Source organism: Gemmobacter caeni, assembly GCF_003054195.1.
In the GTDB taxonomy this organism is placed as follows: domain Bacteria; phylum Pseudomonadota; class Alphaproteobacteria; order Rhodobacterales; family Rhodobacteraceae; genus Gemmobacter; species Gemmobacter caeni.
The window spans coordinates 63027-75951 of record NZ_QBKP01000015.1; the positions used below are offsets into that span (position 1 = coordinate 63027).

General features: G+C 65.0%; 13 protein-coding genes. 6 read left to right on the top strand and 7 right to left on the bottom strand.

The window, feature by feature from the left end; translation table 11 throughout:
* Positions 1–120: 120 nt before the first annotated feature.
* Positions 121–756 (top strand): SH3 domain-containing protein, encoded by a 636-nt coding sequence (locus C8N34_RS19295; protein ID WP_054301135.1) that lies wholly within the window; start codon positions 121–123, stop codon positions 754–756.
* A 24-nt stretch (positions 757–780) separates the two neighbouring features.
* Here the strand turns inward: C8N34_RS19295 and C8N34_RS19300 are convergent, their stop codons facing one another.
* On the bottom strand, positions 781–1413 hold the full coding sequence (locus tag C8N34_RS19300; protein ID WP_108130140.1) for a GntR family transcriptional regulator: 633 nt from the start codon (positions 1411–1413) through the stop codon (positions 781–783).
* A gap of 127 nt (positions 1414–1540) precedes the next feature.
* Here C8N34_RS19300 and C8N34_RS19305 point away from each other — a divergent pair, with 127 nt between their 5' ends.
* From C8N34_RS19305 to C8N34_RS19320, 4 genes are all read left to right on the top strand, one after another.
* On the top strand, positions 1541–2656 hold the full coding sequence (locus C8N34_RS19305) for a cupin domain-containing protein (RefSeq protein ID WP_108130141.1): 1116 nt from the start codon (positions 1541–1543) through the stop codon (positions 2654–2656).
* Between the two features lie 7 nt (positions 2657–2663).
* Positions 2664–3554 carry a fumarylacetoacetate hydrolase family protein gene (locus tag C8N34_RS19310; RefSeq protein ID WP_108130142.1) on the top strand — a complete coding sequence of 297 codons (891 nt, stop codon included), beginning with the start codon at positions 2664–2666 and terminating at the stop codon, positions 3552–3554.
* Between the two features lie 86 nt (positions 3555–3640).
* A complete protein-coding gene (locus C8N34_RS19315) occupies positions 3641–4567 on the top strand; it encodes a carbon-nitrogen hydrolase family protein (protein WP_108130143.1) in 927 nt (308 codons plus the stop codon).
* Positions 4568–5197 carry a flavin reductase family protein gene (locus tag C8N34_RS19320; protein WP_054301112.1) on the top strand — a complete coding sequence of 210 codons (630 nt, stop codon included), beginning with the start codon at positions 4568–4570 and terminating at the stop codon, positions 5195–5197.
* Here the strand turns inward: C8N34_RS19320 and C8N34_RS19325 are convergent.
* Entirely contained in the window at positions 5181–6791 is a 1611-nt protein-coding gene (locus C8N34_RS19325; protein WP_108130144.1) for a GMC family oxidoreductase, read from the bottom strand. The genes C8N34_RS19320 and C8N34_RS19325 overlap by 17 nt on opposite strands.
* Positions 6792–6879: 88 nt before the next feature.
* A complete protein-coding gene (locus C8N34_RS19330) occupies positions 6880–7347 on the bottom strand; it encodes an OsmC family protein (RefSeq protein ID WP_108130145.1) in 468 nt (155 codons plus the stop codon).
* 58 nt (positions 7348–7405) lie between these two features.
* On the opposite strand from C8N34_RS19330, the gene C8N34_RS19335 reads away from it, so the two are divergent.
* The gene (locus C8N34_RS19335) at positions 7406–8026 is read left to right on the top strand and encodes a GntR family transcriptional regulator (protein ID WP_158640741.1); all 621 of its coding nucleotides are present in this window, start codon (positions 7406–7408) and stop codon (positions 8024–8026) included.
* On the opposite strand, the gene C8N34_RS19340 is transcribed toward C8N34_RS19335, so the two are convergent.
* The 4 genes from C8N34_RS19340 to C8N34_RS19355 form a co-directional block, all read right to left on the bottom strand.
* The gene (locus C8N34_RS19340; protein WP_108130147.1) at positions 8014–9018 is read right to left on the bottom strand and encodes an NAD-dependent epimerase/dehydratase family protein; all 1005 of its coding nucleotides are present in this window, start codon (positions 9016–9018) and stop codon (positions 8014–8016) included. The genes C8N34_RS19335 and C8N34_RS19340 overlap by 13 nt on opposite strands.
* Positions 9019–9082: 64 nt before the next feature.
* Positions 9083–10327, bottom strand: coding sequence for an NAD(P)/FAD-dependent oxidoreductase (locus C8N34_RS19345; protein WP_108130148.1), 1245 nt, complete (start codon positions 10325–10327; stop codon positions 9083–9085).
* A 48-nt stretch (positions 10328–10375) separates the two neighbouring features.
* The gene (locus C8N34_RS19350) at positions 10376–11536 is read right to left on the bottom strand and encodes an iron-containing alcohol dehydrogenase (RefSeq protein WP_108130149.1); all 1161 of its coding nucleotides are present in this window, start codon (positions 11534–11536) and stop codon (positions 10376–10378) included.
* The gene (locus tag C8N34_RS19355) at positions 11533–12918 is read right to left on the bottom strand and encodes an aldehyde dehydrogenase family protein (protein ID WP_108130150.1); all 1386 of its coding nucleotides are present in this window, start codon (positions 12916–12918) and stop codon (positions 11533–11535) included. The genes C8N34_RS19350 and C8N34_RS19355 overlap by 4 nt, the downstream gene beginning before the upstream one ends.
* Between the last annotated feature and the right edge of the window lie 7 nt (positions 12919–12925).

The window sequence follows — 12925 nt, forward strand, 5'->3', positions numbered from 1 at the left end:
TACAAGCCCCGAGTAACAATGTTGCGTCGATATGCGCGAAACATGGGCAGATTATTCTGCCGGGGGCGGCCCGTCCGGTCCCGGTGGCACGAATGGCGGGCGGAACTGGACGATATGGATATGCGATCAGGTGGCGGCATGCGGCTGGCAGCGGCAGTATTGGTAACGGGATGGATGGTGCTGGGGCAGGCGGCCTGGGCGCAAAGTTCGACCGAGGGTGGACTTGAGCCGGTTGAAGGCAGCGACACTGTTGCGGAACCGGCGCCGCCCGAGCCACAGCCCGATGCGGTGCCTGCCGATGCCACGGTGCCGCAGGTCGCACTGCCGGGCCGGGGGCAGGTCACCAACCTGCCGTTGCCGCGCTATGTCACGCTCAAGACCGGCGAGGGCAATGCCCGGCGCGGGCCGGGGCTCAGCCATCGGATCGACTGGGTTTTCAAGCGGGCGGGCATGCCGCTGAAAGTCACCGCAGAATACGAGAACTGGCGTCGCGTCGAGGATCAGGAAGGCTTTGGTGGCTGGGTGCATTACTCCCTGCTGTCCGGGGTGCGGTCCGTGGTGATCGTGGCGGAGCTGGCCGATTTCCGCGCAGCGCCCGATCCGCAGGCCGAAGTGGTGGCGCGGGCCGAACGGGGCGTCGTGGCGCGGGTCCAGCAATGCGCGCCCGACTGGTGCAGGATCAGTGCCGAAGGCGAAAAGGGCTGGGTGATCAAGGCCGCGCTCTGGGGTGTGGACCCCGGCGAAATCATCGACTGACCGGACGCGCGGACCGCCTAAGGCTCAGGCGGCCATGCGCGCGGCGATCCGCTCTCCCGTGCGGCGGTAATGCGCGGCCAGCAGGGCCGGGGCCTCTTCCGCCCGCCGGGCCAGCGCCGCCTCGGCCAGTGCCGCATGTTCGCCCTGCACGTCGCGGGGCGCGGTATCGCCTGCCAGAACAGGCGCCCGGTATCGTTCTGTCGCGGCCGAAAGCTTGCGCGCGAAATCCAGTAACCAGCCTGATCCGCAGGCCACAATCAGCGACAGGTGAAACTCGGCATGGCGGGCCTCCAGCGTTTCGGGTTCGCCCCGTGCCGCCGCCAGACCCAGCGCATGCAGTGCGGCAACAACGCCCGCCTCCCAGGCGTCATCCCCGCGCAGGATCGACAGGCGCAGCGCCTCGGTTTCCACCAGAACCCGCGCCTCGATGGCCTCCCACATCTCGGGCAGCGATAGTGGCGCCACGATGAAGCCCTTCATCGAGGCCGACACCACCAGCCGTTCGGACTGCAACCTGTTCAGCGCCTCGCGCAGGGGCGAGAACCCCATGTCATAGCGCGCGCGCAGCGCCTCCAGCCGCAGGGGCTGACCCGGCGGCAGATGGCCGCGCATGATGTCGCGGCGCAGGCTGTCATAGGCGGTATCGGCGAGTGTCATGGCATCCTCCTGTCTGACATTGCTACGCTGCGGCAGTCTCCGCCACAACAAAATTTTCGAAAATTTATGTTTACATCGCAAATTTCATGCCGCAGTCTGTCGGCAGCCTTGAAGGAGGGGCTCCGCGATGAAGCACGAGAACCACCGCGAAGACGTGGCCGGTCGCGCCAATGTCGAAGACACGCCGGAACTGCTGGCCTATTACGACGATCTGAACCGTTTCAGCGCGGGCGCGCTTTGGACGGTGGCCAACAAGATCGAACCGTGGGAGCCGAAAAGCCAGTCGGTTCCGGTGGTCTGGCGCTACAATGATCTGCGGGACAAGGTTCTGCGCTCGGTCGATCTGGTGACGCCGGAAAAGGCGGGGCGCCGGGTGATCTATCTGCGCAATCCGGGGCGCGAAGATGTGGCTGCGGCGGTCGGCTGGCTTTACGCCGGGCTTCAGGTCATGCATCCGGGTGAACAGGCCAGCGCGCATCGCCATTCCGCCAGCGCGATCCGCTTCATCATGGAAGGGGCAGGGGCCTACACGGTGGTCGATGGCCACAAGATGACGCTGGGCGCCAATGACTTCGTGCTGACGCCCAATGGAACCTGGCACGAACATGGCGTCGCGGCCGAGGGCAGCCCCTGCATCTGGCAGGACGGGCTGGATATTCCCTTCGTCAATGCGATGGAGGCGAATTTCTACGAGGTCCACCCCGATCTTTCGCAGGCCGTGGGCTATGCTGTTGACGACATGACGAAAACCTGGGGAAATCCGGGCCTCACGCCCTATGGCGAGAGCTGGACCAAAAGCTACAGCCCCATGTTCAAATACGAATGGGCGCCGACCTACGAGGCGCTTCTGAAACGCGCGCAATGCACCGATGGCTCGCCCTTTGACGGGGTGATGATGGAATATGTGAACCCGGTCACCAATGGCCCGGTGATGCAGACCATGGGCGCCAGCATGCAGATGCTGCGTCCCGGCGAACACACGAAGGCGCATCGCCATACCGGCAGCTATCTTTACCACGTCGCCAAGGGGCGCGGGCATTCCATCATCAACGGCAAACGCTTCGACTGGCAGGAGCGCGACATCTTCTGCGTGCCCTCCTGGGCCTGGCACGAGCATGTCAATGCCTCGGCCTCTGACGATGCCTGCCTGTTCTGCCTGTCCGACATTCCGGTGATGCGGGCGCTCGGTCTCTACCGCGAACAGGCCTTCGGCGAAAACGGCGGCCATCAGCCGATACTGTGAGGAAAGAATGAAACTTGTGACCTACCGCGCCTCGGTCGAGGCGGCAGCCCGGCTGGGCGTGATCGACGACGGCTTCGTGGTGGATGCGGGCCGGCTTGGCCTGCCCGACAGCATGCTGGGCCTGATCGAGGCCGGCCCCGCCGCCACCGAGGCCCTGCGCGCGGCACTCCCCGCCGCGCCGTGGCAGGCGAAGCTGCCGCTGGCGAATGTGACCCTGCTGGCGCCGATCCCGCGGCCGAAGAAGAACATCTTCGGCATCGGCCTCAACTATGTCGAACATGTCGCCGAAAGCGCCAAGTCGCTGGACACGTCGAAGGATCTGCCGAAACAGCCGGTGATCTTCTCGAAACCGCCGACCACGGTCATCGCGCCGGGCGAGCCGATCCGCCACAATGGCAAGCTGACCCAGCAGCTTGACTGGGAGGTGGAGCTTGCCTGCATCATCGGCACCCGCGCCACCCGTGTGGCGCGCGCCGATGCCCTGTCGCATGTCTTTGGCTATTCGGTGATGATCGACGTTTCCGCCCGCGACAACCGTCGCGCCGGGCAATGGATCGTCTCAAAAGGCATGGACAGCTTCGCCCCCTTCGGCCCCTGCATCGTCACCGCCGACGAAATCCCCGATCCGCAGACATTGGACCTCTGGCTGACGGTGAACGGGGTTGAAAAGCAGCGCTCCAACACCCGGCACATGCTGTTCAAGGTCGATGAGCTGATCGCCGACATCAGTGCGGGCATCACGCTGGAGCCGGGTGACATCATCGCGACCGGCACGCCGGAAGGTGTGGGCGCAGGTCGCACGCCACAGGAATGGATGAAGCCCGGTGATACCATCGTGGCCACGGTGGAAGGCATCGGCACCCTGCGCCACCCGGTGATCGACGCAATCCACCTCTGATCCTTGCCCTTCTCATCTGTTCAAAAATATCCTCGGGGGGTCTCGGGGGCGGACAGCCCCCTGGCCGTTTTAACGGGAAGCACCACATGACCCTGAAAGTCGCCGTCGCACAACTTGCCTCCGATCCGCTGTCGGCGCTGAACGCCGCGGAAAAGGCCGCTGCCGCTGTCCGTGAGGCCGCGGGGCAGGGGGCTCGCCTGATCGTCTTTCCCGAAGCCTATCTGGGCGGCTACCCCAAGGGTGCCAGCTTCGGCGCGCCCATCGGGATGCGCAAACCCGAGGGGCGCGCGGCCTTCGCACGCTACCATGCGGCGGCCATCGACATTGACGGGCCGGAACTGGCGCTGCTGGCCGAAGCCTGCGCCGAGACCGGCGCCTTCGTCGTGGTCGGCGTGATCGAACGCGATGGCGCCACGCTTTACTGCACCGCCGTCTATCTGGACGGCGCGAAAGGCGTGGTCGGCAAGCATCGCAAGCTGATGCCCACCGCCGCCGAGCGGCTGGTCTGGGGCTTCGGCGACGGCTCCACCATGCCTGCTTTCAAGACCGATTTCGGCACCATCGGCGCGGTGATCTGCTGGGAAAACTATATGCCCGCCCTGCGGATGCATATGTATGACCAGGGCGTCACGCTTTACTGCGCCCCCACCGCCGACGACCGCGACACCTGGTTGCCGACCATGCGCCACATCGCGATGGAAGGCCGCTGCTTTGTGCTGACCGCCTGCCAGCACATCACCCGAGCCGCCTTCGGGCCGGACCATGAAAGCGCGCTGGGTGACGACCCCGATACGGTGATGATGCGCGGCGGATCGGCCATTGTCGGGCCGCTGGGGCAGGTGCTGGCCGGGCCGGATTTCAACGGCGAGACCATCCTTTACGCCGATCTCGACACCGCCGAAGTGATGCGCGCCAAGTTTGACTTCGACGTCACCGGCCATTACGCCCGTCCCGATGTGTTCCGGCTGGAGGTGGATACCCGCCCGAAACGCGCCGTGACAAAGGTGGAATGAATGCGCTTTGACCTCGACAAGATCGACACCGCCGTTGCCTATAAGCTGATGGCGGCGACGGTGGTGCCCCGGCCGATCGGCTGGGTTACGACATTGGACCGCGAAGGCCGGATCAACGCCGCGCCCTACAGCTTTTTCAACGTCATGGGGACCGAGCCGCCGGTGGTGGCGCTGGGTATCCTTGGCGACGCGCAGCGTGGCTTCAAGGACAGTGCGCGCAATATCCTCGACACCGGGGAGTTTGTGGTGAACCTCGTGCCCGAGGCGCTGGCGCCGCAGATGAATGTGACCGCCGTCGATGCGCCGCCGGGGGTGGACGAGCTTGAACTCGCGGGCCTCACCCCGGCGCTGTCCGCCCATGTGAAGCCGCCGCGCATTGCCGAAAGCCCGGTCAGCTTTGAATGCGTCAACCATTCAACCGTGGTGACCGGCCCGCATCAGGCGCTTGTGGTGGGTCGGGTGCTCGCCATCCATATCGCCGATGCCTTTGTAAAGGACGCCGCGCGCGGCCATGTCGACACGCCCGGCCTGAACCTCGTCGGCCGTGGCTTCGGCGCGACTTATATCCGCAGTCAGGACACGTTTGAAATGCCGCGCCCGACCTGGGCAACCTTCAAACGCTCGACATGACCTTTTGCGCGCCCAGCCAGCCCATGAGGATGGCGGGCGCGTTGGTATTGCCTGCGATCAGATTGGGGAAGCTGGAGGCGTCGATGACCCGCAGCGCCTCGACCCCCCGCACCCGAAGCAGCGGGTCCAGAACGCTGGTCGCCGCATCGCTGCCCATCCGACAGGTGCAGGAGGGGTGATAGACCGTGCCCGAACGTTTGCGGAAATCTTCGATCAGTGCCGCATCGGCGCGGACCTCCGGCCCGGGGCGCAGTTCCTCGGCGATCACCGCCGCCATGGCGGGCTGTGCCGCCAGATGCCGCAGGTATTTCACAGCCAGCAGCATCTCCGCCACATCGTGATCGGTGCTGAAGGCATTGGCGACGATTTCAGGATGGGCAAGCGGATCGGGCGATTTCAGCCGGATATGCCCGCGCGAGGTCGGACGGCAGTTCGACAGGCCCAGTGACAGGCCGGGGAAGGGATCGGGAGTCAGGATCGGGCGCTCACCGTCCCTTGGCAGCAGCGTGGAAAACGCCTGCATGTAAAGCTGCATGTTCGGGCGCGGCTCGGCGGCGCTGGTGCGAAAGAAACCGCCCGCATGGTTGATGGATTTCGCCAGTGGCCCGCCGCGCCCAAGGAAATACTGCATTCCTGCCCGCAGCTTGCCCCACCATGGGCGCAGCTCGTCATTATAGGTCGGCACCTTCATGCGGAAGGTGTAGTTGATGCCCTGATGGTCGCTCAGATGCGCGCCGACATTCGGGTTGTCATGCAGGACCGGGATGCCCAGCCCCTGCAACAATGCGCCCGGCCCGATGCCCGACAGTTGCAGAAGCTGCGGCGAGTTCACCGCGCCACCTGACAGGACGACCTCGCCTTTCGTCCGCAGGCTGCGGGTCGCATTGCCCTGCCGGTATTCCACCCCTACCGCGCGACGGTCCTCGAACAGCACCCGTGTCACCTGCGCCTTTGAGATGACCCGCAGGTTCGGCCGCTTCATGGCCGGGCGCAGGAAGGCCCGCGCCGCCGAATTGCGCCGCGCGCCCTTGATCGTCATCTGATAGACGCCGGCACCTTCCTGTGACAGGCCATTGAAATCGGGGGTGGTGGGCAGCCCCGCCTCGGCGCAGGCTTCCAGATAATTATGGACCAGCGGGTGCAGGCCCTTCCGGTTGGCGGAGATGAACAAGGGCCCGCCCCGGCCACGAAACACATCCGCCCCGGCCTCGTTATCCTCGATGGCGCGATAGGCGGGCAGGGCATCGGACCAGCCCCAACCTGGTGCTGCTTCCCCCCATTCCTCGTAATCGGCGTGATGCCCCCGGATCCAGACCATCGCATTGATCGAGGATGACCCCCCCAGCAGCCGCCCCCGCGGCCAGTGATCGCGCTGGCCCGCCAAACCTGGGTCAGGTTCGGTCTTGTAAAGCCAGTTCACGGCTGGATCATAGAAGAGCTTGCCATAACCCAATGGAAGCTGGACATAAAAACGCTGATCTGTTCCACCCGCTTCGATCAGTGTGACACGGTACTTGCCGGATTCTGTCAAGCGGTAAGCCAGCGCACAGCCCGCCGAGCCTGCCCCTACGATAATGAAATCGCTGTCGTCCATGGCGCCGTCACCCTGCCGTTTCAGGCAAGACTAACGGTTCGCCTGACGCCGGCCTTCCTTGTCTGCGACGTAAAATGTCGCAGAAGGATCAGGGTTCCACCAGGAATTCCGGTGCATGATGGACCGGGAAATTCACTGATCGCGCGATGAAACACACCTCCGGGATACGATGATGCAGGGCTTCGGCGCGGGCCAGATCGGTGCCCGCCGCAACGCGGATGCGGGGGCGCAGCGTTGCGGCGATAAACCGGCCGGCGCCGCCCGGCCCGACCTCGCCCTGGCCGACCGGATCATCCTCGTAGCCGGTCACAATAACCCCGGCTTCTGCCGCATAATGCAGATACCACAGCATATGGCACGCGCTCAGTGCGGACAGAAGCAGATCCTCCGGGTTCATTTTGCGCCGGTCACCGCCCAGAAGCGGATCGTTGGAACAATGCACCACCGGCTTGCCTGGCACCGCGATATCCCAGGTCCGGTCATAGCCGCGATAGGTGGCCGTCCCGGCACCGCGATTGCCGGTCCAGCGGATATGGCTGGTGTAGTCATGCGTCATGGTCGCTTCCCTCCCTGGTCGAATCGTGTATACATGTATACACAACGAAAGAACAGCCATGACCCTGATCGAAACCCTGCGCCGCGATATTCTCGCCGGAACGATCCCACCCGGCAGCCTGCTGATGCAGACCGAACTGGCCGCCCGCTTTGGCGTCAGCCGCATTCCGGTGCGCGATGCCTTGCAGGCGCTGGCGGCGGAGCGTCTGGTGACTGTGGTGCCGGGCAAGGGGGCGCGGGTGATCCGCCTCGGGCCGCAGGAACTGGCCGAGGTTTATGATCTGCGCATCCTGCTGGAATGTGATCTGATCCACCGCGCGGCGCGCCGCACCACAGAGGCGCAGCGCGATGAGGCTGCGCATGTGCTGGCCCGGTCAGACCTTGAAGCCGGGCGCCCGGGGTGGGAGGCGGGGGATCGCGCCTTCCACATGTCGCTTTATGCGCCCGCGGAACGCCCGCGCCAGATCGCGCTGGTCCACGAACTGCGTGACACCGCAGCGCTTCATCTGGCACAATATCAAGTACTTGCAGAAAATACCTCGCGCTGGCTGGACGACCATCACCAGATATTCAACGCATGGCAGGCCGGGCAGGCCGCCAGCGCCGCGGCCTTGCTTGCAGCGCATCTGACTGCCGCACGCGATCACCTGCTGCAGCTGGTTACCGCTCAGATGCGGTAGTAATCGCGATACCAGTCGACGAAGCGCCGCACCCCCTCGCGGATGTCGGTCCGTGGCAAGGGCCCGGTCAGCGCCTCGATCAGCGTCGCATCGGCCCAGGTTGCAGGGACGTCGCCGGGCTGCATCGGCATCAGGTTCTTCCGCGCTTCGGCTCCCGTCGCGGCCTCGATGGCTGCCACGAACTCCATCAACTGTACCGGCGCGCCGTTGCCGATATTCACTACGCGCCACGGAGCCACCGGCGACAGGCTGTCGAACGCGCCCGCGGCCTCAGTTCCCGGCACTGCCGCGATCAGCCGCTCGATCCCGATCACCAGATCGTCGATATAGGTGAAATCGCGCCGCATATCGCCATGGTTATAAACGTCAATGGCCTCGCCCGCGAGGATCGCCTTCACAAACTTGAACAGCGCCATATCGGGCCGCCCCCAGGGCCCGTAAACCGTGAAGAAGCGGAACATCGTGGTCGGCAGCCCGTAAAGATGGGCATAGCTGTGCGCCATTGCCTCGGTCGCCTTCTTGGTCGCGGCATAGAAGCTCATCTGATGGTCGGCCTTATGCGTTTCGGCATAGGGCATCTCGGTATTCGCGCCGAAAACCGAAGAGGTCGAGGCCAGCAGCAGATGCTGCGGCGGGAAAGCCCGCGCGGCCTCCAGAACCTCGAAAGTTCCGATGAGATTGGCATCAACATAGGATCGCGGTGCCTCGATGGAATAACGCACCCCGGCCTGCGCCGCGAGATGCACGATCACATCGGGGCGGAACTCCTCAACCAGGCCGCGCACCAGCCCAGGAGCCTCCAGCAGCCCTTCGACCGCCCGAAAGCCCTTATTCTGCCGCAACATCGCGTGGCGGCGCTCTTTCAGCGCCACATCATAATAATCGCTCATCCCGTCGAGGCCCAACACCTGCCAGCCCGCGTCGAGCAACCTCTGACTCAGGTGATAGCCGATGAATCCGGCCGATCCGGTGATGAAAATCTTGCCCGCCATGCCTTGCCCCTGCTTCTTGTCACAAATACTCCGGGGTCCGGGGCAGCGCCCCGGGGCCTCCGTCTCAGAACCGCGTCACCGCATAGGGCGCCATGTCCAGATCCGTCTGCCGCCCCGCTGCAATATCCGCCACGATCCGCGCCGTGATCGGGGCCAAAGTCAAGCCGATATGGCCATGACCATAGGCATGGATCACGTCATTGCCTGCGCGCGAGGGCGAAATCACCGGCAGGCTGTCCGGCATCGAAGGGCGGAAACCCATCCAGTCCCGGCTGGGCGTGCCCAGATCGGGGAAAATCGCGCGAGCGCCCTCCACCAGCCGGGCGATGCGATGGGGCGAAGGTGGTGCGGTCAGCCCTCCCAGTTCCACCGTGCCCGCCACCCGCAACCGCCCCGACATCGGACACAGGTAGAAGCCCCGCGTGGTGGGGCAGCTGGGGCGGGTCAGGCGCGGGCGCTCCATGTCCCATTCCACATGATAGCCACGTTCAGTATCCAGCGGCACCCGGTCGCCGGCCTGCGCGGCCAGTGCGCGGCTATGGGCTCCGGCGGCGATGACCACCTGTCGCGCATGCAGCCGCAGGCCCGGTCCCTGCACCAGAATCCCGTCGAACTGCCGTGAAAGGTTTTCGGCCCGGTGGTGCAGATGCGGCACTCCCAGCGCGGTCAGCCGTGCCGCCAGCCGCCGCATCATTTCGCCGGGGTCCGACAGGAAGGTGGCCTGCGGGAAATAGGCCGCGCCCCCCTCTACCACCGGCAGACCCGGCTCCATGGCGCTGAACGCCTCGGGGCGCAGCAGTTCCACCTCGATCCCCAGCGTGCGGCGGGCGGTCATGTCGCGCCCGGCAGCGCGGAAAGCGGCGGCAGTTTCGTAAAGGTAAAGGCAACCACGATGCTGCAACAGCGCGCTGCCGCCGATCTCGGCCGCGAAATCGCGCCAGCGCGCATTGGCGGACCCCACCAGCGCCGCAATTGCCTGCGCATTGCGCGCGGCTGCGCCGGGCAGGCTCTGCCGGGCAAAACGCAAAAGCCACGGTGCCAGAGCCGGCAGTGCGGCATGGCGGATCGCCAGTGGCGAATTGCGGTCAAACAGCAGGGCGGGGAGGTTTTTCAGCACATCGGGCGTGCCGACTGGCTGCACGGCGTAATCGGCGATGGTGCCCGCATTGCCGTAAGACGCGCCCATTCCCGGCGCACCGGGATCGACGATGACGACCTCGCGCCCCTCCTGCACCAGTTGCAGCGCCACGGCCATGCCGATGGAGCCCGCACCCAGGACGGCGATGTCGGTCGTGTGATGTTCGGTCATCTTCGCCCCGGAATGGCCGGGTGACGTAGGCGTCACCCGGCGCTTCCCTTACATGCAGGCGGCGTAAAGCGCACGGGTATTCTCGCGCGTCATCTCAATCGGATTGCCGCCGCAGGACGGGTCTTCCAGCGCCATTTCGGTCAGCTCGTCCAGTCGCGCGGCCTCGACGCCCATCGCGGTCAGGTTGGCCGGGATGTTGAGCTTGGTGCGCAGGTCCATCACGGCGGCGCGGAAGCCATCGAACCCGCCCGCGATGCCCAGATAGGCGGCGGCTTTCCCGATCCGGTCCTCGATGGCAGCCCGGTTGAAATCCAGCACCATCGGCATGACGACAGCATTCGTGGTGCCGTGATGGGTGTTGTAGACCGCGCCCACCGGATGCGACAGCGAGTGGATGGCGCCAAGCCCTTTCTGGAAGGCCACCGCGCCCATGGCGGCCGCGCTCATCATATGGGCACGGGCGTCCAGGTTGCCGGGATTTTTATAGACTTCCACAAGGTTTTCGAACACCAGCCGCATGCCTTCCAGCGCGATGCCCTGCGACATCGGGTGGTAGAACGGGCTGCAATAGGCCTCAAGGCAATGCGCCAGCGCATCCATGCCTGTGCCTGCGGTGATGAACTTCGGCATCCCCACGGTCAGCGCCGGGTCGCAGATCGTGACCGCCGGCATCAGCTTCGGATGGAAGATGATCTTCTTCTTGTGGGTCTGCGAATTGGTCAGCACGCCCGCGCGCCCGACCTCGGACCCGGTGCCGGCGGTGGTGGGCACCGCGATGATCGGGGCGATCTTGTCGGCATCGGCGCGGGTATACCAGTCGTCGATGTCTTCCAGATCCCAGACGCTCAGACCCGCGTCCTGATGCGCCATCAGGGCGATCATCTTGCCCAGATCCAGCGCCGAGCCGCCGCCAAAGCAGATCACGCCGTCATGGTTGCCTGCGAGATAGGTCTTGATCCCGGCGGCCATGTTGATTTCGTTCGGGTTCGGGTCCACGTCCGAAAACAGCGCCTCGCCCAGACCGGCGGCCTTGAGAATGCCAAGCGCCTCGGCGGTGATCGGCAGGCTGGCCAGCGCGCGGTCGGTCACCAGCAGGGGCCGGGTGATGCCCGCTGCCTTGCAATGATCGGCCAGTTCTGAAATCCGGCCCACGCCGAATTTCATGGCCGTCGGGTAAGACCAGTTCCGGTTCGGAACGTTATGGGTCATTTCGTCACCTTTTTCAGATGGTAGGATTTCGGCCGCGTGACCGAATAGAAGCCAAGGAAAGACAGCGAGCCACCGCGCCCGGTATCCTTGCAGCCGGTCCAGCACAGGGCCGGATCAAGGAAATCGCAGCGGTTCATGAAGATGGTGCCGGTTTCGATCTGCGCGCCGATCTCGGCGGCGGCTTCCGCATCTGCGGTCCAGATCGAGGCGGTCAGGCCATAAGGGGAATCGTTCATCAATTTGATGGCCTCGGCATCGTCCTTCACCGGCATGATGCCGACAACCGGGCCGAAGCTTTCCTCCATCATTACCCGCATGGAATGATCGACGTTCACGAGGATCTGCGGCGCGAGATAGGCGCCGCCGTCATCGGCGGGGAAGGCGGCCGGGTCGATCAGGGGCTTGGCCCCTGCTGCGATGGCCTCGGCCACCTGCGCGCGCACCGTGGCGGCGAAGCGCTTGTTCGCCATCGGCCCGAGCGTGCTGGCGGCATCGAACGGATTGCCAAGCTTCAGCCCGTCGACCCATTTCACCGCCTTTTCCACGAAGGCATCGTAAAGGCTTTCGTGGACATAGATGCGCTCGATCCCGCAGCAGCATTGCCCGGCGTTATACATTGCGCCGTCCATCAGGCTGTCCACTGCCGCATCCAGATCGGCGTCGGCGCGGACATAGCCGGGGTCTTTGCCGCCCAGTTCCAGCCCCGTCGCGGTAAAGGTGCCCGCCGCTGCCTTCTCGATGGCAGCACCCCCACCGACCGAGCCGGTGAAGTTGATGAAGTTGAACGCCCGCGCGCCGATCAGCGCCTCGGTGGTGGCGTGGTCCAGCACGACATTCTGGAACACATCTTCCGGTACGCCTGCGGCATGGAAGGCCTCGGCCAGACGCTCGCCGACCTTCAGGGTCTGGCTGGCATGTTTCAGCACCACACTGTTGCCGGCGATCAGCGCCGGGGCCAGCGTGTTGATGGTGGTGAGGTAGGGGTAGTTCCACGGCGCGATGATGAAGACCACGCCCACTGCCTCGCGCGCGAGGTAGCGGGTGAAGCGCTCACTGTCCTCGACCACCACGGGCGCAAGGGTCTTGGCCGCAATCTCGGCCATGTAGTTGGTGCGGTCGATCACGCCGCCCCATTCGCCACCGAACCGGGTCGGGCGGCCCATTTGCCAGGCCAGTTCCTCGACCAGAACGTCTTTCTTTTCCATCAGCTTGTCGACACCGGCCTTGACCAGCGCGATGCGATCCTCCAGCGGGCGCGCGGCCCAGGCCTTTTGCGCGGCCTTCGCCCGCGCGGTGGCGGCAAAGGCATCGTCCCGCGACAGTGGCTGGCGTTCCAGCCAGACCGAGCCGTCCACGGGCGAGATCAGTTGAATCGGTTTCATCCTCGTC